General features: G+C 62.7%; 23 protein-coding genes. All 23 read right to left on the bottom strand.

From position 1 onward, the window contains the following. Nucleotides 1-7: 7 nt before the first annotated feature. The 23 genes from TSH20_RS03980 to TSH20_RS03870 all read right to left on the bottom strand — a co-directional run bounded on the left by TSH20_RS03980 (nt 8) and on the right by TSH20_RS03870 (nt 24,035). Nucleotides 8-1,207, bottom strand: a complete 1,200-nt coding sequence (locus tag TSH20_RS03980) for an SPRY domain-containing protein (protein WP_109073515.1) — start codon at nt 1,205-1,207, stop codon at nt 8-10. Next, entirely contained in the window at nt 1,204-1,539 is a 336-nt protein-coding gene (locus tag TSH20_RS03975; RefSeq protein WP_109073514.1) for a hypothetical protein, read from the bottom strand. Before TSH20_RS03975 ends, TSH20_RS03980 begins: the two co-directional genes overlap by 4 nt. A 7-nt stretch (nt 1,540-1,546) precedes the next feature. Beyond that, nucleotides 1,547-3,043 (bottom strand): hypothetical protein, encoded by a 1,497-nt coding sequence (locus tag TSH20_RS34540; protein WP_146205318.1) that lies wholly within the window; start codon nt 3,041-3,043, stop codon nt 1,547-1,549. Next, the gene (locus tag TSH20_RS03965) at nt 3,043-3,918 is read right to left on the bottom strand and encodes a hypothetical protein (protein WP_109073512.1); all 876 of its coding nucleotides are present in this window, start codon (nt 3,916-3,918) and stop codon (nt 3,043-3,045) included. Before TSH20_RS03965 ends, TSH20_RS34540 begins: the two co-directional genes overlap by 1 nt. A gap of 10 nt (nt 3,919-3,928) precedes the next feature. Further along, the gene (locus TSH20_RS03960; protein ID WP_109073511.1) at nt 3,929-5,527 is read right to left on the bottom strand and encodes a hypothetical protein; all 1,599 of its coding nucleotides are present in this window, start codon (nt 5,525-5,527) and stop codon (nt 3,929-3,931) included. Further along, the gene (locus TSH20_RS03955; protein ID WP_109073510.1) at nt 5,524-10,710 is read right to left on the bottom strand and encodes a tape measure protein; all 5,187 of its coding nucleotides are present in this window, start codon (nt 10,708-10,710) and stop codon (nt 5,524-5,526) included. The genes TSH20_RS03960 and TSH20_RS03955 overlap by 4 nt, the downstream gene beginning before the upstream one ends. An 839-nt stretch (nt 10,711-11,549) precedes the next feature. After that, a complete protein-coding gene (locus TSH20_RS03950; RefSeq protein ID WP_109073509.1) occupies nt 11,550-12,347 on the bottom strand; it encodes a hypothetical protein in 798 nt (265 codons plus the stop codon). A 2-nt stretch (nt 12,348-12,349) separates the two neighbouring features. Beyond that, complete coding sequence (locus TSH20_RS03945) at nt 12,350-12,676, bottom strand: hypothetical protein (protein ID WP_109073508.1); 327 nt, start codon at nt 12,674-12,676, stop codon at nt 12,350-12,352. A 41-nt stretch (nt 12,677-12,717) separates the two neighbouring features. Beyond that, entirely contained in the window at nt 12,718-13,122 is a 405-nt protein-coding gene (locus TSH20_RS03940) for a hypothetical protein (protein WP_247871095.1), read from the bottom strand. A gap of 134 nt (nt 13,123-13,256) precedes the next feature. Beyond that, nucleotides 13,257-14,729, bottom strand: a complete 1,473-nt coding sequence (locus tag TSH20_RS03935; protein WP_109073506.1) for a phage tail tube protein — start codon at nt 14,727-14,729, stop codon at nt 13,257-13,259. A gap of 72 nt (nt 14,730-14,801) precedes the next feature. Next, complete coding sequence (locus TSH20_RS03930) at nt 14,802-14,984, bottom strand: hypothetical protein (protein WP_109073505.1); 183 nt, start codon at nt 14,982-14,984, stop codon at nt 14,802-14,804. A 2-nt stretch (nt 14,985-14,986) separates the two neighbouring features. Then, nucleotides 14,987-15,388: a phage tail terminator-like protein gene (locus tag TSH20_RS03925; protein ID WP_109073504.1), complete on the bottom strand. Its 402-nt coding sequence runs from the start codon at nt 15,386-15,388 to the stop codon at nt 14,987-14,989. A gap of 2 nt (nt 15,389-15,390) precedes the next feature. Next, nucleotides 15,391-15,711 carry a hypothetical protein gene (locus TSH20_RS03920; RefSeq protein ID WP_109073503.1) on the bottom strand — a complete coding sequence of 107 codons (321 nt, stop codon included), beginning with the start codon at nt 15,709-15,711 and terminating at the stop codon, nt 15,391-15,393. Further along, complete coding sequence (locus TSH20_RS03915) at nt 15,708-16,367, bottom strand: hypothetical protein (RefSeq protein WP_109073502.1); 660 nt, start codon at nt 16,365-16,367, stop codon at nt 15,708-15,710. The genes TSH20_RS03920 and TSH20_RS03915 overlap by 4 nt, the downstream gene beginning before the upstream one ends. 2 nt (nt 16,368-16,369) lie before the next feature. Then, nucleotides 16,370-16,648: a hypothetical protein gene (locus TSH20_RS03910; protein WP_109073501.1), complete on the bottom strand. Its 279-nt coding sequence runs from the start codon at nt 16,646-16,648 to the stop codon at nt 16,370-16,372. Continuing rightward, complete coding sequence (locus TSH20_RS03905) at nt 16,648-17,109, bottom strand: hypothetical protein (protein ID WP_109073500.1); 462 nt, start codon at nt 17,107-17,109, stop codon at nt 16,648-16,650. The genes TSH20_RS03910 and TSH20_RS03905 overlap by 1 nt, the downstream gene beginning before the upstream one ends. 36 nt (nt 17,110-17,145) lie before the next feature. Beyond that, complete coding sequence (locus TSH20_RS03900) at nt 17,146-18,486, bottom strand: phage major capsid protein (protein WP_109073499.1); 1,341 nt, start codon at nt 18,484-18,486, stop codon at nt 17,146-17,148. Between the two features lie 74 nt (nt 18,487-18,560). Continuing rightward, nucleotides 18,561-19,460: a S49 family peptidase gene (locus tag TSH20_RS03895; RefSeq protein ID WP_109073498.1), complete on the bottom strand. Its 900-nt coding sequence runs from the start codon at nt 19,458-19,460 to the stop codon at nt 18,561-18,563. Between the two features lie 4 nt (nt 19,461-19,464). Continuing rightward, the gene (locus TSH20_RS03890; RefSeq protein WP_158281946.1) at nt 19,465-20,760 is read right to left on the bottom strand and encodes a phage portal protein; all 1,296 of its coding nucleotides are present in this window, start codon (nt 20,758-20,760) and stop codon (nt 19,465-19,467) included. After that, the gene (locus TSH20_RS34535; protein WP_109155474.1) at nt 20,760-20,945 is read right to left on the bottom strand and encodes a hypothetical protein; all 186 of its coding nucleotides are present in this window, start codon (nt 20,943-20,945) and stop codon (nt 20,760-20,762) included. The genes TSH20_RS03890 and TSH20_RS34535 overlap by 1 nt, the downstream gene beginning before the upstream one ends. 3 nt (nt 20,946-20,948) lie before the next feature. Next, complete coding sequence (locus tag TSH20_RS03885) at nt 20,949-22,745, bottom strand: terminase TerL endonuclease subunit (RefSeq protein ID WP_109073496.1); 1,797 nt, start codon at nt 22,743-22,745, stop codon at nt 20,949-20,951. Between the two features lies 1 nt (nt 22,746). Then, nucleotides 22,747-23,214: a phage terminase small subunit P27 family gene (locus TSH20_RS03880; protein WP_109073495.1), complete on the bottom strand. Its 468-nt coding sequence runs from the start codon at nt 23,212-23,214 to the stop codon at nt 22,747-22,749. Between the two features lie 623 nt (nt 23,215-23,837). After that, nucleotides 23,838-24,035: a hypothetical protein gene (locus TSH20_RS03870; protein ID WP_109073493.1), complete on the bottom strand. Its 198-nt coding sequence runs from the start codon at nt 24,033-24,035 to the stop codon at nt 23,838-23,840. Nucleotides 24,036-24,114 lie beyond the last annotated feature (79 nt).

Raw genomic sequence — 24,114 nt, 5'->3', positions numbered from 1 at the left:
GTCACCTTTATGGGATTTGGCTGAAGCCGGTGGGCGCCGCGAACGCCCAAGACGATTGAGAGAAACGGGCGGTCGCTGAATGCGACGTGCCGCCACTGCCTTCGGACATCATTGGAATTGCTGCACTCGACACGCTCGAAAATGCCGGGTTTGTCCCAGCAGCAGGGTCGCCACTAGCTTGCCAAACTCCGTTTTTGGAGAACCAAATCTTACCATTGACTGTATCAAGCGCTATGCCGACTATGTCGCCGACTGTGAAAGATGAACCGTATGATGAACCGGCATTGCTGTTGTACTTGCGACCGTCAAGCCCATAGCCCCAGCCGTTTGCATCAGCGCCAAGAAAACTAGACAGCGTAGCCGATGTCGTTCCTGCTCCAATTTCATGGTCTCCGACCCCAGCGTCTATAGAGACTTCCCAGTAATATTTCCCGGTTCCGGTGATTGTCGTTGAGCGTACGCTTATGGCCGATGCTGACGACGTAGACGCAGTAAGATTGCCATTCGAAAGAGTGATGCTGGCGTTTTTGTCGCTCGGGTTCCAGGTCGTGGCACTGAAAGCCGCAGCGCTCGCCGCCATCATCAAACGCCATCCAGTGCCGTCGCAGAGCAAGATCGCCCAGCGCTGCGGCGGAAGACCGAGGGTCAAGCCTCCATTGACCAGCTCAGAGCCGTTCGGATCAAAGGTGATGGTGCCAGTTCCGGTATTGCTCACGACGATGGTAAAACCGGCACCGGCTGTTGCTACGGAGGGCAGGCTTAGCGTCCAGGTGCCAGTCGCCTCAATCATCGACTTGTTGTCGGTCAGCGCGACGGTGTAGGTGGTCGTTTTCGTCGCAGCCCCGGTCAGGAAAGACGCGCCGCCAGCACCGCCAAGGAGCCGCCAATAGGTGCCGTCGTAGATAGCCGTGTATGCTGCGCCTGCGATGATCTCACCCCCGATCAGCGCCGTTCCGTCAGCCTTTCTCAGGCTGGTGTTGGTCGCGCCGCCGTCGATTGAAAGGGTCGTCGCCCCCGTATTTGAGTAGCCCGCGACGAACACATACGTTGGGTGACCTTTGAGGAGGCCGGGGAACTCAGGACTGATGACTTGCGCATTGCCGCTGCCCGTGCTGGTGCCGGACCAGATCATCGTGCTCATCGCCAGTTCGGCCAGCCTGGGCGACATCATTCCGGCGGTGTTCCTGGTTGCGAATGGATAAGTCATGCCTGGAACCTCCTGCGGGGATTGGCGATGTCGCTGAGCGTGAATGGCTCAGCAGCGGAGACGATGGCCTCCCACTCGGCAGGGGCAGCGCCGATGCGCGGGCCGCGCAGGTTTGCATGCCACCGCTCATCCACGACGGCAGGCTCCATCACCTCCCCTGTCTCTGGATCGACCACAGGGGCCGTCAGCGTGAGCGGGCCGATTGGGTCCACGTCGCACACCGGGCCGGCGGTCAGCCAGCACGGAGCGCCGTCTGCATCGACTGTCCGGAGCATCGGCAGGGCGTCGATAAGCGCGGCCTCAGTGTCCGCGCGGAGCCTTAGGGTCTTCATGGATGCCTCACGCGGTCAGGAGTGGGAGGGTGGAACTGGACAGGGCGCGGGGGAAAAGCGTCAGGCGGCGGATGCGTCCTGTTGCCGGACGCAAGCCGTCTCCGCGATTGAAAATCGACAGCTTTGTAACGGCGGGGACAACGGTCCCCGTTACTGACAGCGAAGAACCGTTGAAGGAAGCCCTTGCGACGCCAGATGACCACGCTATTGCTGCTTTGAAGGTGGACGTGGGCGCTGCCGCCAAAGTCGAAAGCAGAATGTCCGTCGATGTCACCCCACCATTCGCAGTACGGAAAAGCAGCTTTCCGCTGTTCAACTCTGAAAACAGCGTGATGATGTTGTTTGCCGTGCCATCATCGAGAGAGAGTAATGTCTGGCTGATCGGCGTTACTCCGTATGAAAGTTCTGCCTCAACATAGATCATCCCCTCCGATGCATTCCACCCCGGCACAGAGGACAGCAGTAGGGTGTTGACGTCTGCGGCGCGGGTGACGGTGGAGCCGACTGTCGGGATGTATGAGGTGGGGAAGGAGCCGGCTTCATGCTGCGCCCAACCCATGAGCCACTGATCGCCGATCGCCATAGCCCCGACGCCGTCGCCTGTCGCCGCGGCACAAGCAAATGCCAGCGTTGATGCTGTTGTTGAAAAAGTAACACCAATTCTCACCCAGCCATTACCGACGTTGATTGGCTGCGCAGCGGAAAAACTAGTTATGGTTCCCGTTGCCGCGTTCACAGTTCCAACTGCTCTTGTCGAAATATTGAACCACGCATTCAGAACTGTAGTTGAACCATCAGCAAGGCGGACTCTCATCCAGGTTGAGCCAACTTCCAACTTGCAGTACAATGACATCACATACGTCGTGCCTGATGTCGTATTCAGAGTAACGTTGGGCGACGTGTTGCTTGTGGCTGTCGCGACAAACCTGGAAGCGCTTTGCGCACCATCAATGCCAGTTGCGGCATTAAGCGTTCTGGTGGCAGAGGACGTGCTCCATCCGCTAAGGCTGACGCTATTAGTCAGCAGGTTCGTCCGGCTTTCCTCCACCAGCAACCCGCGCGTGACGCCCGTGGTGGGGTCGTAGTCGATGGGGCATGTCCCGGCCGCCACGCTGGTCAGCAGGCCGTTCGGTCCCGTCACCCACTTGCTGCTTGAGCCGGTGATGACGCCGCTTGGCACGGCGGTAGAGGCGCTGAACACGAAGTCCAACACCGGGTCGATGCCGGCGATTTCGCTGGGCTGCTTGATGAGGCTCGTTCCGACTGCCGTGTTGGCGGCGGCTACGGCGATGGCGGCTTGCTGCGTCGCCGTGGTGGCGGCGGTCGTGGCGGTTGTGGCAGCAGGCACGGCGGCGGCGGCAGCGGTGACGGCGTTGTTCGCGACGGCGATGGTGTCACCGATCATCGGAAGCATGTTCGTCCGGAACCCGCCGTTACGCATGTCGTTGGCGGTCTCGCCCGCATCCGAGTAGCCGTTTCCGTTGGGGAAAGTAACTGCTGTCATCACATCACCTCTTCAAAAGCCAACGGCACTGTGTCGCGCGATGGGCTGGCGTACGCCATCAGTCCAGGGTCAACGTTGCGAGCGAGAAATACCTCGCGAAGCAAGTTGGTCGTGCTGGTCGGGTCAGGCATCCAGAGGAACGGTGTGTCGAGGTCCATTTGGCGCTGATGCTCGAATGCTTTTGCCATGGCTTCGTCACGCTCAAGATAGCTGATTTGCCCCTTGAACACACGCGGTTTGTCTCGACGCTCAAAGTATTTTGCGCCTCCAATAGCCTCAACCGACTGCGAGCGGAAGCGGAAACCGTACTGAGCGCCGTATCCGAAGTTGATGCCGACTTGCCATCCCTGAGCTACCTCAAACATTCCGCACTCTAAGTATCCGGCAGTGTTTGTGGTATCGTTCACTTCGACTTTGATGGCCCGCGCGAGATATTGCTTGTCCAGCCACAGCGGCCGGGTCCAGCGGTAACCGGTCGTCTCAAGGTCCGTATACTGGCCGCTCCACCAGTTGTCGTCTTCCCACTCCAGTTGATCCCAGGCGTAGACGACAGGCCATGCGTCGATCCACCCGCTGTCGTAGAGCAAGGCGGCCATGCCGGTGTCGGAGTAGAGCCGCACCCTGATCTTGCCGACCAAGGAGATGTTGTGGCCCACCAGCCCCACCAGACGCACGCCGCGCTGCTTGTCCATGGTCGCCACGAACTGAGCGTCGGTCGTGCTGGCGGAGGCGGAGCGCCACACCTGCGCCAGTGGCAGGCTTGCTAGGTTGGTGACGGGGTAGGTGGTGGACGACGTAGAGCCCACCGGCTGGGCAAAGGTCGTCCTGTCGGTCCATCGGGGAAACCCGATGACACCGCTGTTTGCATTCGCCATGTCGGAAGCCTCAGAGATAGAGGTACAGGTCCGCCGTCTGGTTGGACCAATCAGGCGTGATGCCGGTTACGAGCGCAGCGCGCCCCGACGACATGCCGAACCGTGGAAGCTGAATGGTGACGACCTTCATCAGATCGACCGCCGCTGCTGTGTTGGGGCCAAACTTCACCTTCATGCGCGCCCGCCTCGGGCCGCCCTTCTTCCGCTGGGCAAGCCGCCTAGACGCTTCCGTAGAGGTCACGGTCTGGTCGATGAACAGCGTGTCTTCGTTCGTCTGGCGCGCGAGCGGGGCATTGGTCAGCGTCGTGCTGTCTTCCTGCTTCACCTGCCTGGTTTCCTTCGTCAGGAATTGCAGGCCATGCGTCGTGCCCGTGGCAGCCAAGGAGACGCCGGCTAGGCTGTCCTTGGACTGCACCAGCCAGTTTCTGGCGTAGGCCAGGGCCACGATGTAGGCTGGGCTGGCGGTCCCGTCTCCGGGGTTCTCCCACTCCCATTCGAGGATATCGCCATCGCTCGCTTGGGCGGCCGATCCGATCCGCAGCACATTGAAGGTGACGGAGCTTGTCCCGGTCGGTTCTTCCACACGGACAATCCGCCATGTGCCGCCGGCATCAAGCCACGTCACGAAGCCGCCCGATGCCAGGACCTTGTTGATGGCGTCGCGGCGTTGCTCTTCACTGGTTCCGAGCCAGATGCCGACCTCTCCCGGCTGCGCCATGTCGGCCGCCGTCACGTCACTGTTGCTGATCGTGGAGATGCCCCACACGGCCAACATTCGCTTCCAAATCTGAGCGATGGTCCGGGCGGCGCTGTTAACCCCATCGCTCCCATCGGCGGTGATTTCGCCCGCCGGAGTGGAGCCGAGACGGACATAGGTTCCGTCCGTCCCGGTATACCATTTCCACTGACCGGCAGACGGTTTCACGGCGTCGTTCTGAACGTCGGCGATGGTCGAGAACGTGCCGCCGGCCGTCAGCGCCGCGCCCTTGTCGTAGACGGCGCTGATGGCCTGCATGCCACGGACGGAGGCTTGGTAGATAAGCTTCGTCGTGTTGACGCAGACCAAGGGCACATTGTAGTTCGTGCCCCACCATTCCGGCTTCCACTGGTCCTTGATGTCGTCCACCCCCTCCAGCCCGTTTGGCAGGCTGTTGGAGCCGGCGAACTTCACCGACTGTGCGGCCTTGTCCAGCAAGTAGGCAATCTGGTCGCGCCAACGGAAGGTGACGCGATCCCAGGAGAACGCCGCCCCCTCGATCACGCCGGTCGCCAGCACGGTAGCGGAGGTATAGGCGGTAGTGGTGTCGGGCAGCAGCAGGAGCCGGCCGGAAAACCCATACGTCGCCGCATTGGTCACCAGCCAGTCCATCCAGCCGTCGATGTTCTCAACGTCGATGGTCGCCAAGTCCAACTTGCCGGCGCCATATTCGCTTTCCGACTGCCAGACTGAGCGCGCCACCGTCGCCGTCGCCTGCGCATCCCCCAGGACGGCGCCCCGGTAGAAACCGGGGGCCGATGGGTGATTGTAGGCAGCTGACGCAGCGCGGATGGTCACAGACCCGGCCGAAACCGGGTCATAGACCGTTGCCTCAAACAACAGGATCGTCATTCACGAAGCCCCCCGCCAGACGCCTTCTTGGCGACGGCCTTCACATTGTCTGCGACTTCCGCCAGCCCATTGAGCGTGCCGTCTCCGGCCGCCGCCGTGGTCCTGAGAAGGGCCGTCAGCAGGCGGTTTTGCTCCTCAAGGAGTTCGTTCTGCCGCTTGATGTCGGCAGACGAGCCACCCGAGTTGCCGGACTGACGCGGCTGGTACGGCACCACATTGGAGCCGCCCCACCGGTCATTGGCCGGCAAAGCGTGGTGGCGGTTGATGTAGTCCACCGCTCCCGCACCGATGGCGGCGGTGGCAGGGGCAGTCAGCACCCCTTCCCCACCGGCAAGCTTGGCCATTACGCTATCGACGCCCCAAATACCGTTTCGGACGATGCCGCCCTCTTGGTATCCGTGCGCCGAACCCCACGCCTTCACCGCGCCTTCGAAGGCAGACTGCTTCGAATAGGCCACGATCCACGGGTTCAGCGCGTCAATGGACCCATTGAAGCCGATGGACCTGCCGACCGACAGGAAGTCTTCCGTGCTCATGTGGTCAGCGATCCGCTGAGCATCGGCAGACGCACCGTAGCGATACGGGTTGTTCGCCGCCCCCAGCTTCGTGTCGGCAGTCTGGAGGACCTGCATCAGCACGTCTGAGCCAGTCCGCTGCCCCCACTGCACCAAGTCGCCAAGGTTGCTCGCGCTCAGGCCAGACAGGAGCGTCCTTACATCTGCCTGCGCCGGCTGATTGAGCGCCCGCAAGGCGTCCTGCTGCACGCCGATGAGGGTGTCCAACCGGCTGACCGTGGCGGATTGTAGCGAGACCTGACGGCTAGCCACGCTCTCCACATCGCCCAACCCGCCGCTCACCTCGTTGAAGATGCGGGCGTAATCCTCATTCGAGGCATAGTAGGCACGGGCGGCTTGCAAGGCCGTCTGCGCCAGCCCCGACACCTGCCCCGCCGCGTCCACGTCACCGCCTTGCGCCTTGCCCAGCGCGTCACGATAGGCGGATAGGGCCGCGTCCATCTTGGCTTTGGGGTCCAAGGTGGACAAGTCGCCCACCAACAGGCTTTGGCGGGCCTGAGCGATAGACGACGACAGGTTCTTCCACGACGATAGCAAGCCGTTCGCCGCGCTCTTCTGTTCGTTGAGCGAGGCGATTTCGGTGTTGATGTTGTCCTGCCGGATTTGGCCGAACAGTTCCTCAAACCGTGTAGCCTGCTGTGTGGCCGTGTTCGCCGCCTCTATCGACCGTGCCAAGTCGCCGATGCTGCCAGAGAACAGCGTTGACACCACGTCCAGATCGGATGCGCTGAGGCCCGACAGCAGATTTCGCAGCGAGGCGTCGAAGATTTCCGTCGCTCGCTGCGTCGAGTTTCCAACCGCCAGTGCGTTCCTTTCGTTGACAGAGCGCGCCGTAATCAGATCGTTGATCTGGTTCACGTAGTCCCGGCCAAGAGCCGAATTCAACTGGCGGTTCTGGTCGTTCTGCACCGCAGCCGCCATCCGCGCCCGCGTCTCTTTCTCGATCTGGTCCACATAGGTGACCATCGCAGGGTTCAGTTGGGCGTAGGCATCACGAGCGGCCTGGAACTGACCGGTCAGCGTCGCCATGTCCGTCTGGACTTGGGTAAAGTCCGGCGGGTTGCGGAGCTGATCCAGATAGGCTTTCAACTGGTCGGTCGCCAAGTCCTTGTAGGCACCGTCGATGCCCAGCTTCTTGGCGCGTTCCAGTTCGTCAAACATCGGCATAAAACTGTCGTCCGCCGCCTTTTTCGCTGCGTCCGTCACCCCGCTCAACGTCTTGATCATTTCCTTCAGCGCGGTATTTCCCGCGTCGATGGATGCGCCCAAGCCGATGTCCTTAGCGGCCTCTTCCCAGTCTTTCGCCTTGCTGTTTTGCAGGGCCTTGATGGTGTTTGCCCCGCCGTCCTTCAGGCCGCCCTGTTCCAACAGCGTGTATCGAAGCAGCCCGGAGATGTCGTCACCGAACTTCTTGTAGGGCACGCTGCCAGCAACATAGAGGCCGTCCTTCTGCGTCTGACCAATGCCGAAGTCCTTGGTCAGCTTTCCGCCGCCCATGGCCGCGATGCTGTAGATGCCGGATAGCGCCGTTCCGAGAGCCTGACCGGCAGCCGGATCACCGTCATTGTCCGTCAGTACATTGCCGTAGGTTGCCGACTTACCGCCAGCGTTGATCGTCACGTCAGCAGACGCCGTTTTGCCGACCGTCGCCTTCTGAGTGCCGAGCAAGCCAGTGATGAGGCCGACAGCCGCAGCGATGCCAAGGCCGATGGGGCCGGTCATGGCGCTGATGCCTAGCAACGATCCGCCGAGATACGACGCCCCAGCACCGAGAGCTGCGCCGGATAGGCCGCCGACCGCCTTGGAGTTGGTTGCCGTTCCAAGGTATCCAGCCGCCATACCGCCGATAGCGCCAGCACCAGCGGCCCCCAAAAGACCGGACAGGCCCGTACCAGCAGCGACCCCGCTGCCCGCCCCCTGCGCCCCAGCCGCCCCCCACGAGTTGTAGGCGGCGAGAGAGCCGGTGGCCGGGTTGATGGTCGTTGCCGCTGTCGTCGCCGCGGCCCCGCCGATGCCGGGGATAACAGTGGACGTGGCAGTCCCGATCCCGAGAGCGCTGTAGCCCCAACTGTCGATTGCCGCGTTGATCCCGCCGGTCGGAAGGAACTTCGACCCTAGCGACAGCAGGTTCCCGTTGCTCAGCAGCCCGCCGCCGTTCTGGTTGGCAGCAGAGCCGCCCGGAGACTGGATGCCGAACAGCGACGGGACAGCGCCGACGACGGACGTGGTGATCGGCAGGACGATCTGTGCTTTGATCGCCTCAACCGCGATCCGCTTGAACAGAGATTTGAACCAGTCAAGGATGCTGTCGGCCTTGCCGGTGATCCCCTCGTACATGGCTTCCGCCACGTCACCAGCGATATCGTCCGCAACGCTTTTGACGTCTTTGGCGAACTTCTCCGCCTCACCAGCCGCTATCTCGGTGTCGGAAATGAACCGTTCCTTGTCGATCCATTTCTGCTTTGCGGCTGCCGTGGCCGCATCCGTCACATCATTTCCGAAGCGCCGCGTTGCCTCTGACATGATCTTGGTGTCAGCCAGAATGCGGTCCCGCTGTTTCTCCGACATGCCGGCAGTCGATAGCCGAAGCTGCGCTTGAGCAGACCGCGCATCCTGATCCCGCGATGCCTTCAGGTCGTAGAGGCTGCCGGCAAGGGCCTCCACCTCCTTGCGCTCATCGCTGGTCGCCTTTTCATTCAGACGCCGTGTGGCCGTCTCAATCGCCATGGCGCGTTCAGACTGCTCACGAGCATCGAACTCACGCTGGAGTGCGTCTACCAGCTTTTCGTTCTTCGCCGCCTCCTTTGCGGCCTTGTCGGCATCCCGCTGGGAGTGCGTAAGTGACTCCACCTTCTTCTGATAATCGGCTTCGATGGCCGCATTATCTTTCTGAGCTTGTCCAAACGTAATGACGCCAGACTCAAGGGCAGACATCACCTCCGCTCTCTTCTTGTTCCGCTCAATCAGAGCGTCTTCGAGCGGATATAGCCCCTTCACGGTTTCCTTGTACGAAGCAGTAGCCGCAGTTTGCGCCGCAGCCGCGGCGGTTGCCGCTGCAGTCGCCCGCTCCTCATCCTCCCTCCTCTCACGCAGCCGTTGCTCAGCCAACGCGGCATCATAGAGGGTCTTCGCCTGCTCACGCAGAACACCAAGCCTCTGCTCCAACACAGCCTTGCTGGCGCCGTTGTCGTTGCCCAAATCCTTGATGGTGTTCTGAGCAGGAAGAGCCCCGTTCTCTCCGGCGTTGATCTGCCGCTGGAGCTCAAGAACCTGCCGCTGAACGGTCAGGTACTTGTCCATCGCAGTGTCTGGCTTCAGCGCCGCCGTTACCACGTCCAGCATCCCGGCCATGCCGCGGATTGTGGCCGCCAACGCCTGAGACCGGCCAAGCGAACGGTCGATCTCAGCCGTAAACCGCTCCCATGCCGCCGCCATAATGCCGGAAGCCCGCTCTACCGTGAGCGGCATAGCCTCGAACTTCTTGTTGGCATCATCTGCCGTCCGCAGCAGGGCTTTGAACACCCGATCAGACGTCAACTCACCAGCCGTTCCCATTGCACGAAGCTGACCAATGGATGCACCAAGCTCCTTCGAGAGCGACTGCGCGAGCACAGGCATGTTCTCAAGGATCGACCGCAGCTCATCTCCCTGGAGCTTGCCGCTCGCGAGAGCCTGACCAAGCTGCTGCGCGGATGCTTGCGCCTCTTGCGTGGTTGAGCCTGAGACAACTGCAAACTTCTGGATCGTGTCTACGAGTTGCACGACCTCCTTGCGGGTTGCTCCGATCTCCTGCGCTGCGATGGAAAACCGGACGAACTGCCCAGCGCTTTCCGCCACGGCAATGCCGGACTTTTGGGATAGCTGGTACAGGTCGTTGTAGACATCTCGCGCCGCCTCAACCGAACCGGTCGCGGCCCGCAGACGCCCCTCAACCTGCGTCATCGCATCGCCGGCCTTGATGGACGCGGCAGCCAGCAACCCGACCCCGCCAGCCAAGGCCCCGACACCGACACCAAGAGCCACGGCGGCAATGTTGGCGGCGCCCATCCCGCCGGCCATTCCGGTCATCTGCCCCACAGCGGCTTCCATAACGCTGCCGCCGGACGAGATGCTGTCGAATGCCCCTTTGGCCGCCCCCGTGAAACCGCCAAAGGCCGAAGTGGCGCCGCCAAGCGCCTTTTGCGTGGCAGCGGCACTGGCGTTCATCGCGTTCATGGCCGAAGATTGAGCGCCTGCCGCGGCCTCGGACGCCCGCATGCCGGCAACCCACCGGGCATGAGCATCCGTCGCCTTCTTGATGGCAACTTCCTGTTGGCTGAGAATGTTGGAGCGAAGCTTTTCCTTCTCAGCCAGAGACAGTTCGCTTCTCTCTAGGTCCGCAAGTTCTCGCGCATATCTGGCAGTAACCTGCTCAACCTTTGCCGCCAGACGCGCATTTTCATCATACTGCCGAGACAGTTGCTCGCCGCTCTTCGTGGCGCGGGTTACGCGCTGTTCACTGTAATCAGCGGCATCCCCAACCCGGTTGATGGCGTCCGCCGCAGCCTTCGCCCCCGCGGAAACTTGATCGTCGTACTTTGCGACGAGGCTTGCGACTTGTTCGGCCATTTGGAGGGCTCCATAGAAAAAGCCGCCTCGGCACTGCCGGGCGGCTTTGGATCGATTTCGAAGAGTCGACTCACTTAGGGGTTATGTGCATTCTTTCGATAAAGACCGAAGGAGGAATGCCGTGGAGTGGTTGATCGTCTGGCTTGTCCTTGTGATTTGCAGTGGCGTTGTCGCGTCCAACAAGGGACGGTCAGTGTTCGGGTGGGTGGCCATCGCTGTACTGGTCGCGCCGATCACAATCCTGATCCTCTTGGCCCTACCTTCGCTAAAGGTTCAGGCGACGCCATATCGCGATAGAGGTGACGGCTATTCATGCCCATCATCACGACCGCTCTCTCCGCCGTCCGACACTAAGGAATGCCCTAGGTGCGCGGAGACGATCAAAAAGGCGGCGGTTGTTTGCAGGTTTTGCGGCGCTGAGCTATCCAACTCCGAGCCGCAGAAGCATGAAGACACGACGAAGACATGCCCACACTGCTACGCGCTTTCAACCGCAGACGCGGGGAAGTGCATGCGATGCGGCCACGAATTCCACAACCATGTTGGTGCATAGCTATGCCGCGCTGCAATGGGTGTCAGCAGAATTTTCCGCGTGACCAGCTTGTTAGCCAACAGGTTCTCAAGGGACACAATGGGCGACGGAAGAACGGATACCTGCTCATGTGCCGGTCGTGCGCCAGGGAGACGACGGAGAGCAATCAGGTTGTCCTCATCATCGCGCTCGTGTTCACAGCAATCGTCTGCGGCGCTCTATTCCTGATCCGCGGGCATTAGGGTGATAGCGGCCATTCCTACCCTCCCTGCCAAAATCCTTCTAAGCCATGGGAGATGCTCTTGCCCTAAAGCCGCGACGTGATGACGATTGCCGGGCTTTCCACAAGCTTGCCTGCCCGCCCTCTCCCCCGTCCCTTCCTCCGACCAGATTGGTGATACTGCTCTTGCTTGAGACGGTATTGCCCTGGAAACGTCATGGTGTAGACGCGCTTAACGTCAACAAGCGTGCCGAACCGGCTTTTGATTGCGCTCACAGCGTCATCGAAAAGCCCTGCCGGCACGCTGAATGACAGCTTCCTGTTGCCTTCTAGCTGTACGTCCACTTTCCGGCTGTAGGGCTGCGTATTGCCGATGACGATCTCCGTCACGTTCGGTGTGAGTGCGTCAGGGTTGAAGTCCTGCATCTTCACGAATTTTCCGCCGGCCAGATCACGACCGGACGCCGTGAAGCGACCTTTGGCGTCTCGCATGCCGCCGTCACTGCCGGAGCGGAAGCGCTCAGCCCCCGCCACACCAACGGTATTCCCGCCTGTGACGATGCCCAAGTAAAAGCTGCGGCGGTATGTGCCGGATCGGGCAGGAGACCGGTTGACGAGGAAGCTCAAAGCGAAGGTCACGACCGCGCCCAACGCATTGAACCTGTAGACGATCTGACCGTGAGGCGCAGGCCCGACACGCTCCTCTACCACGCCTTCCGCGCCGTCCACAAACCGGCGGAAATTCGGTGATGCCCGGCCCGCCCTGACCAGATCAGCAAGCTTGCCCTTCGCCGCGCGCGCCAGAGCGGCTGACTGCGCTTCCGGGGACAGGTTTCGATCAACGAAGACCTTCAGTTGCCCCCGGAACGCCGCTGCATTTGCCATGGTCAGCCATCCTCGCGCGCCGCGTCCTGCTCCACCATCCATTCCAGATAGACGGCATCCATGGCGGCGATCAGGTCATAGAGTGCGTCGGCGTCGTGCCCATGGCGGTCAGCATAGGAAGCTACAGCGCTGTACGGGATACCGCAGGCCGCAGCCGGCCCCATGCCCCATCCTCTCCACTGCCGCTCATCCTTGAGCCGGTGCCACGCGCGCCAAGCCCACTGACACCACGGCAGTGGGCGCACAGGCGGGTCTTGGTCCTTCTGCCGCGCCGCAAGCAGCTCCGCCGCGTCCGGGTCCTCCTCCGCAAGATCAGCCAGCCAGTTCATGGCTTCCGTCTTGCGGTTGAGGCTGTCCCGGAGGGCGTCTGTCAGTTTCCCACGGCTTCCTTGGCTTCGGCGGTATTTGCCTCATGAGCCATGCCGGCGGCAGTGAATGCCAGCCCGAGCAGCTTCTTGCCGCGCTCCGTCTGGATCAGGTCGCCGAATGCCTCGATGTCGAGTTCCTGACCGCCGATGACGCAGCCCTCCACCTCAACCAGCGAGTGCTTGCGCAGGCACTTGGCGTTGATCTCACGCTTCAGCGCATTGGGCAGGCGCTCAGTGTCGCCATTGAAGCCTTTGGCGGCGGAACGCTGCATGCGGGCCTGTGCGTCGAAATACTCATCCGTGAAACCGCGGGTCTTGATGCGCAGCGGAAGGTCCGGATCGGGCTGGACCCAGCGGCCGGCGGTCGAAACGTCTTCGTCGATCAGCAGATGATCAAGGCTTTCCATTGTCGTGTTCCCTTGGTCGGTTGGTCTGGTGCGTGATGATGGGCGGGCGCCGACCAAACGCCCGCCCGCGGCTCGCGCGAACCGTCATGCCGCCCGGTCAGGCAGCCTCTTTCCCGTTGGTCGCGGGGTCTCGCTTAGTCCTGGTAGTATTCGAAGCGCTGGAGCGCCACGTGCGCGCCGATCAGGCTGTCCTTGCTGGCCTTGAAGCCAAGTTTCAGCATGACATCCTGGTTCTTGCCGCCGGCATTCGGGTTGCCATCGCTGTTGTAGGTGATCGCCGGGAACTGATAGACGAGCGCCTGACTGTTCTTGGCGACGCGGAAGTTGAGGCTGGACAGCATGCCGGCGTAGAACCGCGCCAGCATCGCGTCGGAACCGAAATAGGTGTCGATGCTACCGGTGACGGTGCATTCGCCTTCCCGGTGCCCCACGAAGCTGTCGTTGTCAGCCGCCTCAATGCCCGAGATATTGTTGTTCACCGTGAAGTCGATGCTCTTCACGAAGTTGGGCGACTGAACAGCGGAGCCGTACTCATTGACCCGGCCAAGGTTGACGTTGGCGGCCATTACGGGAGCGACAATGCTGGACGTCGCATCGTCAGGAACCGCATCCAGGGTGGACGTGCTTTCGCCGCCGGTCATGCCGATGAACTCAAAGCTTCCGGTGATCTTCTGGCGGCTCTGAACCTGTGTCTGCATCTGGTTGGCGATCATGCCCCGCTGAACGATGTACGTCGGCGTGGCCTGCCCCAGGAACCCCTTTTCGAAGGTCATGGCGATCTTGCTGGTCCCGTTGTAGACCCAATCGCCGAAGAACACCCGGATCGTCTTTCCGGAACCGGTGTCCGTCGTCCAGCCGGACGGCAGGTGGTCGCAGGTAATGGCGTGGGCAGAAACGGCGGTAGCCCGAACCCAGGTGTTCAGCGCCTCGGTCGCGAAACGGAAGCCGGCGCCAGTCCCGCCGATCTTGAAGAACATGCCGGGCGAAATTCCCAGCGTCGTGAAATCCAGCGTCGTGGACGCAAGGCCGGTGGACGTGGCCGTGATGTCGCCGCTCGTTCCTTGGAAGCCGACAACCTTCACCCTCGCCTCAGCCGGCGGCGCCGTCTCCGCCGTGAAGCTGGCACCAGTGGAGACGAGCGACGTAGCGCCGCCGGTCGTCACCGGGAACAAGCCGTTGTTGCCCGATACGCCGAAACCGGAATTGCGGACCAGATGCCCGACAACGAAGGCCGCGCCGGTCGTGAAGGCGATCGTGTTGGCTGTGGTTCCGATGTCGGTGATGACGCTGTCGGCCGTTCCGTCATTGTAGCGTGTCGGGGTGTTGATCCAGTCGCGGAACATCGCGGAGGCAATGAAGTTGGACAGCACAGAGTCCGGCACCGGATAGTGCATCTCGACGTTGACGCCGCCGCTGTTCTCCTTGAACACTTGGATCGGTGCATCGCTCATGCGGTCATCGCGGATTGCGTCGCTGTCCACGAAGGCCGGGGAATACTTCAGGCTCTCTCCGGTCATGCGGACCTTGCGCATGCGCGGGGTGCCGGGCGTGGTGCCGATGGTGCTTTCCAGAACGGCGGCAAGTTGGACGCGGTTGGAACTGGTCATTTCTGGCGGCTCTCCTCAGCCAAAAGAAAAGCCGCCTCCAAGGGCGGCCGATGGTCTCGATGTTGTGGGCGGTCAGTCCGCCGCAGGGGCTTCCTTGGCGGCCTTGGGCGCCGGGGCGGGCGGGGCGATGTAGCCCAGCTTGATCCAATCGGCGAAGGAGACGGCGCCGTCGATGTCGGCGGCGGTGATTTCCTGCCCAGGCGCGAACCGACGGGTCAGAGTGGCGAAGGGTTTGGCTACGGTGTGCTTGTCCATTGTCATTTCCTCACGAAGTCAATCCGGCCGGTGATGCGCCACCACAAGCCGTCGTCGTCAGCGCCGCCGGCCGCGATCTCGCAATCCTGAAACTCAATGGCGCCGATCTCGGTGCCGCGGAAAAGGTTGATGAAGTCAGTGGCGTTCTGGCGCTGCGTTCGTTCACCAACCCCAATAGGAGCGATGGAGTGGACCCATATGGTTCCATTCTCGTCCCACCGCTCTTCAGCAGGATCGCCGCCGCCGACGCTTTCTTGCGACCAAAGCCGCCCCTCAAATTCGAGGGCAATCCAATGCTCACCAGACGGCGGGTCAAAGGCTTCGTTGGGCCACGATACCGGAGTAGCGGACCAATCAGCTTCTACCTTCGCTCTGACGGCGTCATAGACGACAACGCTGGTCATCCCTACCCCCTAACCCACACGACGAAGCCCACGAGCGTTTCGCCGTCGTACAGATGCTCAGCGCCCTGCACAGCCCCGCCGTCCAGTAAGTCGCCAACCTTGGGCGGCCCCGGCCAACTGGCTGCGGCGATATCGGATTGTGCAATGCGGATGCGCCGGTCGCCCTGCTTCACAAGCCCGATCAGTTCCGTAGGCTGATAGAAGCGCGCCTTGCCATAGACTGTGCATTCGGTAAATGCATTGGTGGTCCCGACGCGGCGCTTCAGCGACATTTGGCGGCCCGCACGGCGCAGAGACGCGGCGAAGCGGTCATATGCGCTCATCCGATCACCATGTTCGTGTATGGGGCCAAGCGACCGACGACGGCATCCGGCAGGCCGTTAGTCATCTCGACCTTATCGGTATCGGTGTAGGTCAGCTTTTCAACATCGGGATTTTCGTAGGAACGCAACAGCGGATCGCCGCGGGTGTGTGCGTACCACCGATACCGAACGGCATCGGTTACGGCGCTGGAAATTGCCGCCGGCACATCGGAAAGCGCCCATCCGGCAGTGCCGGTCAGCAGCGTTCTCGACTGTTCCCAGCGGGTCCGGCAGCCATCGGCGTTGAGGCGCCACAGCAGCCCCGCCATGGGCTCCACCTCTACGTCGTCGGCGACGGTCAGCGCTGTTCCATCGACAGTGACGGTGGAGATGGAAACGGGGACGCGCCACGGCAGGATCAGCGGCGCCGGGTCAAGCCCTTCGGGAATTTCCTGCGCCCGGTAGGCGATGGTCACGCCTTCCGACAGGAAAGTCCGCCGGCCGGCTTGGTCAGCAGCCACGCCGCAGACCTCGCACACGCTGTCGCTCAGTTCCTTGATCCACCGGGTTAGCATCGTGTCAGACGCAGTGTCCGTGATGCCGAGTTCGGCCTTGACCGTCGCCAGCGACACCAGCGAGCGATCAGCGACAGGCGCGGAGACGGTCAGGGTCGGCATGGTCACTCCTTCGCCAGTTCGGCGGCAGCCAGTTCGCGGAGCTTCGCTTCGCCCGTCTTGTGGTGGACGGATACGCCACGCTCCATCAGGAAGGCGCGAAGGGCGGCAGCGTCGGCGGTGGCAGGATCGAAAGCATCGGGGGCGGCCGGCGCGTCCTCTTCCGCCAAATGGCGCTCCACCACCCCTTCCTGTTCAAGGCGATCCGCCTTTTCAGTCGGGAAGCCCGCCAACTCCCCCGCGGCATACGGGGGAGCGTTCCGGCGGAAGCGGACGATGACCATTACGGCTTCTTGTAAGCGCCGCCGAAGATGGCGGTGCCGAAGATGCTGGCCGTATCGGTGCCAGTCGCGGACAGGTCGGGGGTGGCGACCACCCGAACGTACTTGCCGCAGTACTCCAGCGAGACGCCGATCTTGCCGACGCCGGTTTCCGTGCTGCCGCCGGTCGCGCCGGTCAGGGTCAGGACGGTGGCCGCCGCCTTGGCGTCGGTCCAGGTGGAGCCGTCGTCGCTCGTCTGGATTTTGGCCGTGACGGTCAGCGTCTTGGTGGCGGCTAGAGTGGCGGTCGCGCCGATCAGGAAGCCGACAGACTCAACGCGGCCGGCGGAGAAGCCGGTCACATCGATGCTGGCGCCGTTCGCGGCGGTGTTGTCGCCCGATCCGCCAGCGGTAGCGCTGGTCGGGGTCAGGGCGAAGGCAATCGGGGTCGTCTCAGCGACGACGTTTCGCTCCAGAGCGAACATTCTGCTGTCTCCTGTTGGTCAGAGGTGAAGGGGCGCTTAGGCGCCCCAACGGACCTTGTTCAGCATCGTGAACGCCTTGGGGCGGGTGATGCCGTAGTCATGCCCGGCCAGACCGCGGATCAGCGTCTGGTTCTTGCTGTAGGCCGACACCATGTTGCCGCCCTGCTTGTAGGAGGCGGTATCCGAGGCGTCGATGCGGACGGCGTAGCTGTCGGCGACCATTGAGAAACTGAAGTCGCCCAGGTACAGTTCGGTGCAGTCCGAGTTGGAGCCGTCCGACAGGTTGGTGGGGATGCGGTTGAAGCGCTCCACCGGGTAGCCGCGGAAGGTCGGGTTGGCCGCCTCCAGCGACGGGTAGACCTTGTTCCCGTTGCTGTCCCTCATGTCGGCCAGATACATGAACACGCGGTCATGCATGAGCCAACGGACGTTGGTCATGGGGATTTCGGCAAGCGACAGAGCAAGGATCATCTTGCGGGTGTCACTGTCCACCTGAGCGGCGGTCGGGGTCGCGGCGCCGCTGGCATCGTAAATCTGCGCAGGCGGGATGTAGTAGCGCAGGCCCTTCGGCGATGCGCCCGTGCCGGCGCCGCGAAGGAAGGCGTTGTCTTCCGCCTGAGCGAAGCCATCCAGCATCATGTCGCGCACGTACTGGTCGATGCCGACGCGCGACAGGCGCAGGAGCTTGTTGCTCAGCGGGACCAGCGAGGCGATCTCGCGCTCCTTGAAGGACAGAGCGCCGAACGACGGCTCGTCCGTGGTCAGGTCGTCACCTTCGCCGATGTAATAGGCGTTGATGCCCTTCTCGACGGTGGGAACGGTGTCCGTGCCGCCGACAAGCGGGACCACGCGGGAAATCCGGCGGATGACCGTCTTCGGGTACAGCAGGCCGATCAGCTCGTTGGACAGACGCTCCGGAACGAAGATGCCGCCGCCGGCCATGTCGTTCGTCTGCATGGCGGAGTTGATGTCCATCACCACCGGGTGGGACTCACCAAACTGCGCCGATGCCCAGGTAGCCGCCTGATCCAGATTGCCTTTGGCCGCGACGATGGCGCGGGTGTAGCGGGCCAGATCGATGCCGGGCTCGTCTTTGGCGGCGGGAGCCGCCGGGGCGACCGGAGCGGCGGCCTTGGTGCCGCGGTCATCATCGGCGACGGAGGCGCGCGACGGGACGGCGGTGTTCGCGCGAAGGGCCTGCACGCGCTCGGCGTTCTTGATCTTGGCGTCGAAGTCCTTCACGGAGGCTTCGGCGGCGTCAAACTGCGCCTGCTCATCGGCCGTCATGGCGCGGCCATCGGTCGCGGTCAGGATGGCGTTCAGACCCTCATAAGCCTTCGCGCGGTCCTGGCGAAGGCCAACGATATCGAGGGGCATTGTATTCTCCTGTAGGTTGCCCAACGAAAAAGGCGCCTTGCGGCGCCCACGAACCCCAAGCCTTCGCCGGGGGATTACTTGCGCAGCGCGTCAGCGCGCCGCTTATTCCGAACCATGGCCGCCAACTCGCTGAAGGCGGCGTCATAGCTCATGATCTTGTCGGCCATGCCGGCGGTCACTGCGTCCTGGCCCACCATTACACCGCCCTTGCCGAAGTCGCTCTTGACCTTCTCGACCGACACGCCGCGTCCCTTCGCCACATCGGCGATGAACTGCGTCTCGATGGCGTTGAGCGTGGCGCGGATCGTGTCTGCGCCCTCTTCGGTGGTCGGGTCGGGTCGCTTGTTCGGCGCATTGGCGGAGACTATCTCCACAGCCATCACGCCATCGGACCCAGGTTCAACCTGCTTAGGGATGGCAGCGACAACGCCGATGCTTCCGACGATGCTGGTCCGGTCCATGGCGATGTTGCCGGGTCCGACCGCAGAGGCGATCCAGTATCCGGCCGACGCCGCGGTGCCGGTCACATACGCCTTGGTGGGCTTCTGCTTCCGGCCTGCAGCAATGGCGTCATGCACCGCATTGATGCCGGAGACCGCGCCGCCGGGGGTGTCCATCAGCGCCATGATCGCGCCGACATCCGGGTTGGACAGCGCCAACCGGTAGTCGTTCAGCAGCGCGCCGGCCGACGTTGCCCCGGAAACCTCCGTCATCAGGTTGGCGCGGGGGAAGATCGGCCCGAACACTGGCAGAATGGCGACGCCATCCTGCGTCACCATCGCATAGCGGGCGCCTTCCAGCCGGCGGGCGGAGGGGCCGGCGGCAATCGCCATTTCCTGTTCCCGCAGCAAGCGCGCCGCCTCCGCGGCCTCCTTGTCCAAGGTGCCGCGCTGAGCGATTGATGCCAATCGGTGCAGCCAATCGGCCTGGATCGCCCACGGCTCCGCCGTGAGCGCGTCAAATACGGTGGTCATGGGCTTAGTCCTTGTTCGGCGCGGTCGGCTTGTCCGCTGGTTGGTCCTGCGTCGGGTCTGTCCCGGCCGGGATCATGTTGAGGGGCTTCAGGAACTCCTTGCCCGCCCCATCCGGTAGCGGGTTCTGCCGCTCCCACTCGCGGATTTCGTCGGCATTCAGCCATCCCCACTGCCGGCCAATGGCATAGGCGCGGTAGCGGTTCAGGATGTCGCCGCGCTTCAACTCGTCCAAGTCCACTTCGATGAAGTACACGCCCCGCTCTGCGGCGGAGAGGCACGTCGTCTCAATGGCAGACTCCAGCGCTTCCGCCAAAGCGGAAAGCGGGCCGGTGACGTACTCGATGGCCTGATGCTCGATGTTCGAGAACGTTGCGCGATCGAGGATGCCGATCTTGTGCGGCGGAACCCCAAAGGCTTGCGCGCACTGGACGCCCTGCTCCTTCCTGATCTCGACAAGTTGGCTATCGGCGTTGTTGAAGCTGAACTCTTTCAGCTTCATGCCGAGTTCCAGCACCGCGATCTTGAAGGCGTTGTCTACGCCGCCGTAGGTGCGTTCCAGGCTTGCCCGGATGCGCGCCGCAACCTGATCGTTGGGCAGTTTCCCGTCCATTTCGACCACGGCAGACGGCCGGGCACCGTTCTTGAAGAACTTCGCCGCAAACCGCTCAGTTGCGATGCACAAGGCCAGCATTTCGCGGTGCTGGTGGATCGGGGAGACGCCGAAGACGCCGCCATTCTCCGCCCCGTCGCTGGACGCCCGATACGGTACGTGGATGATGTCCCTCCACGACAGCCCGCGCTCGTAGGTCGTGCCGGACAGGTCGTAATAGGGCTCTCCGTCGTCCGTCCACCGGGTGGTGATCCGTCCCGGCTGGACGTTGGTGATCCTCTCCACGATGCCTTCAGCCGACCACCGCGCCCGGCTGAAGCCGTTCCCGCGCGTCAGCGTGTTGTGGATCAGCGTCCGCCGCCAGTTGAAGGTGGACAGCCACGGCGCCGGCCAGCCGGCCAGCAACGGGAAGAGCGGGTGATCCGTCGCCAACTCGCTACCGCCGTTCGGCAGCTTGCGATGCAGGTACATCGGCACCTTGGCAAGGTCATCCGACAGCACTTGGACCGACGCGGCCACGCCCGGAACCGTCAGAGCGTCAGAAATCGACACCCGAATGCCGGTCTCTGTGATCATCCCGCCGAACAGATCGGTTAGCCAACCGGATGGGTCGCCCGTTCCGCTGGTTTGGCTCCCGGCTTCCATGGCGCTCACGCTGCCACCGCCGAGAAAGTCACCTAGCCAGCCCATCAGCGCGCCCTCATCGCCCCGATCACCGCGACCGCGAAGACCAGAGCCCCGGAAGAGACGAAACCGGCCGGCGGATAGTGGAGCCATGCCCCATACCCGATCAGCCCGGCACCCACCACGGCCAGCACAAGGCGCGCAGCGTCCATCGCAACGGCGCCCGTTGCGGTCGTGTTTGCTTCAGCCATGCTCTAGCCCCATACAGGTAGGTCGTAGTCGTCAGGAACGGTGCCGTCCGGGTCACCAGTCATAGCGCGGGCGATAGCCATCATTGCGGCCACCGGGCCGTCGATCTTGTTCTCGTGCTTCTCCTTGCGGGGAAACACGTTGTCGTTCGCATCCGGCTTAACGGTGACGTTGGACATCATCCAGTTCATCACCGGATTGTTGTCATGATGGAAGCGGCCAGAGAGAACCGCCGCCTCCAACTCCTTCATCGCCGGGCTGAAGTTCTGCGTCAGCGCTCGGAACTCGATGACTTGGACCGACGATGCTTCGCGCTGGAAGTTCTGGCGCATCTGCGTCGCCTGCCAAGGGTCGAATACCGCCTCTGTAACCTCGAACTCAGTCACAAGGCCGCCTTCGCGCTGCCCGCCGCACGGCTCTCCGATGGCGTCCGTCTCGATCTTGGTCAGATCGATCTCGTTACCATCGGTTAGCTCGATGTGCCCTTCGTCTGCCCAATGCCGCAGCGCCGGAACCTTGTCGAAAAGCTCGCTCTCCGAAGGCATGTACAGCTTCGTGTACAGCCAGAAGTGCGTCTTCCCGTCATCCTCAAGCGTCGTGAACAACTGAGCCCGTGCCGCGATGTCGGTGCGCGACGCAAGGTCAAATGCCAGTCGGCACGGCTGCCCGCTGTATTCTTCGATGTCCGGGCAATCGCCAGACTTCAGCCACGCATCCATGTTCATCCAGGCTTGCCGCGACTGCACCCAAAGGTTCAGGTGCTTCGTCTTGAAAACGCCCTGCTTAGAGGTGCGCTTTACGGCTTCAGCCTGCTTGGACCGAAGGAATTCCGCCGAGACCGACACGCCATAGTTCGGGTTGGCCTTGATAAGGGCCATCTCGGATTTCCAGTCGTCGCCGTCATCAATCGTGTAGATGATGGCGAACAACTCCTCATCCTCAATCAGTCCCTCCAGCACCTTCCTAGCGTGGCTGTCCATGTCGTAGCAGGGGCCGGCGATGTTATCGCCCGCCGTCGTCACCACCCACATCATGGGCTGCTCACGCGCGCCCATGCCGGTTTCCATCGTGTCGTACAGGTCGTTCGTCTGGTGCTCGTGGTACTCGTCCACGATGGCGAAAGAGGGGGAAGCGCCGTCACCGGGCTTGCCGATGATCGGCTCAAACCGGCTCATGTCGGCTAGGCGGTTGATGTTCGCCGCGTTCGCCAGAAGACCGAACTTCTCAGAAAAAGCAGTCTCGCGCTCAACGGTCAGCTTGGCGGGGCGGAACACCTCCCACGCCTGCACCTCGTTGGTCGCGCCGCAGTAGACCTCAGCGCCGTATTCGCCATCGGCGGCCAGCATGTAGAGGCCGACCGCGGCCACCTCTGCCGACTTACCGTTCTTTCTGGGCACAAAGTTATATGCCCGGCGGAACCGTCGAGTTCCGGTTTCCTTCTTCACCCACCCGAAAATCGTGGTCAGCCGGAAAACCTGCCACGGCTCCAGCCGCAGCCGGTTGCTGCGCGGGTCGCCGGCCTTCTTGATCGCCCACTTGCCCTTGGTGTGGGGCATGTTCTCGACGAAGCGACAGATGCGAGACGCCTTTTCCTCGTCAAACCGATAGGGCCATGCCTTATCGCCCTGTCGGGCCAAGTCGCGCTTTTGCCGCTCACATGCGGCGATTACCCATTTGCAGGCAGGTATCTTCCCGCTGACCACATCGGCGATGTAGCCATTCGCGATGGCGATGTAGTCGCGCCGTCCTGTCGGGGCCGAAGGGGGCGCCCCGCCTCCAGACTTGCGCTTCGCTATCGCCATGTCAGAAATCCGCCCAAGGATCGGCCTTGCCCTTGTCGTCGTTGCCGCTGGACACGCGCGAGCGGTCAGCAGGGGTCAGGCCAAATTTCGCCAGCCACATCGAAAGGCGGCGGTCAGCGTCGGCAACCATCGCCACCTCAGGATAGGCGCGGTGCATCTTGCCGCCGTCCTTCGTCATGGTCTCGTAGGTCAGGCTCCCGCCGTAGGAGGCGAGCGCCTGCCGTGCCGTCCGCAGATCAGCGAGCGCTTCGCACAACCCCTCCATAGCGATGGCGTCGGCCTCAGTGAGAACGCCGATGCGGTCGAGGATGACCGACGCCTCTCCCCATGCCGTCTTTGCCTTGTCGGACAGATGGGCCGGAGGAGACGGCTTCCCGCGCTCCGGTTTGGGCTCAGCCTTGTTGATGCGGCACGGCTGAGCAGTGCCGCCGACGACCTTAAGCACGGTCGGCTTGCGCGGTCGCGCCATGTTGCACCTTTTTGCTGTGGTTTTGCACACGCACGGAAAGCCTCCCGGACCGGTCGCTACCCCAACCTGCCCAGGGATGCACCCCCCCCTATGCCCTGCCCCTTCCGCGCGCTCCGTGCGCCGCGTTGTGGCACCCTCTGTGGACCGCCTCCAGATTGGTCGGCTCGTCCTTCCCGCCTTCCCGCTTCTCCATCTTGTGGTGGGCAGTGTCAGCGCCGGGCAGGCCACAGATAGCGCAGATGCCGCGGTCCCTCTCGATGATGGAGAGGGCAAGCTTGCGCCATCGCTGCGTTCCGTACTCCCGGTCTATCCGGTCAGTGCGGACGCGCTTGAACGGAGCCCATCCGGGGGCGCGATGCAGCGCAGGCTTGGACGGCATCCCATCACCTCTATCCGATCACCCAAGCCGGCCTTTCACATGAGGCGCACGGCACAGGCAGTAAGGTATCCAATGAGTAGGAGTGGGATTGCTGCCCATCGCAGCGTGGCGAAGGCTTCGGCCCTTCCAGCCTTTACGCCGTCAGCGTGTCCATTGTTGTAGCTTTCGGCCAGGCGGCTGACGGATGGGCCGGCGGGTGGGGTGATGCGCTCTACGGCGGCAATGGTGGGGGCCATGGAACGGGTCATTTGTCGTCGTACCGTCTGCGGGCAGCCTCAGCGACAGCCCTGTTGAGGACGCGAGCGGTGCGCATGAACACCTGTCCGCCCCGGACATCGACAGAGCCGGCGGCTTCGAGCGCCGCGCCAATGGCGCCGTTGATGTCACCGATGTACACCTTGTCGTCGGCATCGACTTCCACGATCACCTGAACGCGCTTCATAGGTCTCGCTCCATCCTTGCGGCCCCGATGCGGGCGATCCACCCAGCGCCGAACCCACCGAATACGGAAAGGGCAGCGG

This window comes from Azospirillum sp. TSH20 (assembly GCF_003115935.1).
GTDB lineage: Bacteria > Pseudomonadota > Alphaproteobacteria > Azospirillales > Azospirillaceae > Azospirillum.
The sequence above is the reverse complement of the archived record's forward strand: the minus strand, read 5'-3'. Positions and strand labels throughout refer to the sequence as shown.

Excerpts from the sequence above, each read along its gene's own strand:
- TSH20_RS03980 (WP_109073515.1), bottom strand. The coding sequence starts at position 1,207 with ATGACTTATCCATTCGCAACCAGGAACACCGCCGGAATGATGTCGCCC.
- TSH20_RS03975 (WP_109073514.1), bottom strand. The coding sequence starts at position 1,539 with ATGAAGACCCTAAGGCTCCGCGCGGACACTGAGGCCGCGCTTATCGAC.
- TSH20_RS34540 (WP_146205318.1), bottom strand. The coding sequence starts at position 3,043 with ATGACAGCAGTTACTTTCCCCAACGGAAACGGCTACTCGGATGCGGGC.
- TSH20_RS03965 (WP_109073512.1), bottom strand. The coding sequence starts at position 3,918 with ATGGCGAATGCAAACAGCGGTGTCATCGGGTTTCCCCGATGGACCGAC.
- TSH20_RS03960 (WP_109073511.1), bottom strand. The coding sequence starts at position 5,527 with ATGACGATCCTGTTGTTTGAGGCAACGGTCTATGACCCGGTTTCGGCC.
- TSH20_RS03955 (WP_109073510.1), bottom strand. The coding sequence starts at position 10,710 with ATGGCCGAACAAGTCGCAAGCCTCGTCGCAAAGTACGACGATCAAGTT.
- TSH20_RS03950 (WP_109073509.1), bottom strand. The coding sequence starts at position 12,347 with ATGGCAAATGCAGCGGCGTTCCGGGGGCAACTGAAGGTCTTCGTTGAT.
- TSH20_RS03945 (WP_109073508.1), bottom strand. The coding sequence starts at position 12,676 with ATGAACTGGCTGGCTGATCTTGCGGAGGAGGACCCGGACGCGGCGGAG.
- TSH20_RS03940 (WP_247871095.1), bottom strand. The coding sequence starts at position 13,122 with ATGGAAAGCCTTGATCATCTGCTGATCGACGAAGACGTTTCGACCGCC.
- TSH20_RS03935 (WP_109073506.1), bottom strand. The coding sequence starts at position 14,729 with ATGACCAGTTCCAACCGCGTCCAACTTGCCGCCGTTCTGGAAAGCACC.
- TSH20_RS03930 (WP_109073505.1), bottom strand. The coding sequence starts at position 14,984 with ATGGACAAGCACACCGTAGCCAAACCCTTCGCCACTCTGACCCGTCGG.
- TSH20_RS03925 (WP_109073504.1), bottom strand. The coding sequence starts at position 15,388 with ATGACCAGCGTTGTCGTCTATGACGCCGTCAGAGCGAAGGTAGAAGCT.
- TSH20_RS03920 (WP_109073503.1), bottom strand. The coding sequence starts at position 15,711 with ATGAGCGCATATGACCGCTTCGCCGCGTCTCTGCGCCGTGCGGGCCGC.
- TSH20_RS03915 (WP_109073502.1), bottom strand. The coding sequence starts at position 16,367 with ATGCCGACCCTGACCGTCTCCGCGCCTGTCGCTGATCGCTCGCTGGTG.
- TSH20_RS03910 (WP_109073501.1), bottom strand. The coding sequence starts at position 16,648 with ATGGTCATCGTCCGCTTCCGCCGGAACGCTCCCCCGTATGCCGCGGGG.
- TSH20_RS03905 (WP_109073500.1), bottom strand. The coding sequence starts at position 17,109 with ATGTTCGCTCTGGAGCGAAACGTCGTCGCTGAGACGACCCCGATTGCC.
- TSH20_RS03900 (WP_109073499.1), bottom strand. The coding sequence starts at position 18,486 with ATGCCCCTCGATATCGTTGGCCTTCGCCAGGACCGCGCGAAGGCTTAT.
- TSH20_RS03895 (WP_109073498.1), bottom strand. The coding sequence starts at position 19,460 with ATGACCACCGTATTTGACGCGCTCACGGCGGAGCCGTGGGCGATCCAG.
- TSH20_RS03890 (WP_158281946.1), bottom strand. The coding sequence starts at position 20,760 with ATGGGCTGGCTAGGTGACTTTCTCGGCGGTGGCAGCGTGAGCGCCATG.
- TSH20_RS34535 (WP_109155474.1), bottom strand. The coding sequence starts at position 20,945 with ATGGCTGAAGCAAACACGACCGCAACGGGCGCCGTTGCGATGGACGCT.
- TSH20_RS03885 (WP_109073496.1), bottom strand. The coding sequence starts at position 22,745 with ATGGCGATAGCGAAGCGCAAGTCTGGAGGCGGGGCGCCCCCTTCGGCC.
- TSH20_RS03880 (WP_109073495.1), bottom strand. The coding sequence starts at position 23,214 with ATGGCGCGACCGCGCAAGCCGACCGTGCTTAAGGTCGTCGGCGGCACT.
- TSH20_RS03870 (WP_109073493.1), bottom strand. The coding sequence starts at position 24,035 with ATGAAGCGCGTTCAGGTGATCGTGGAAGTCGATGCCGACGACAAGGTG.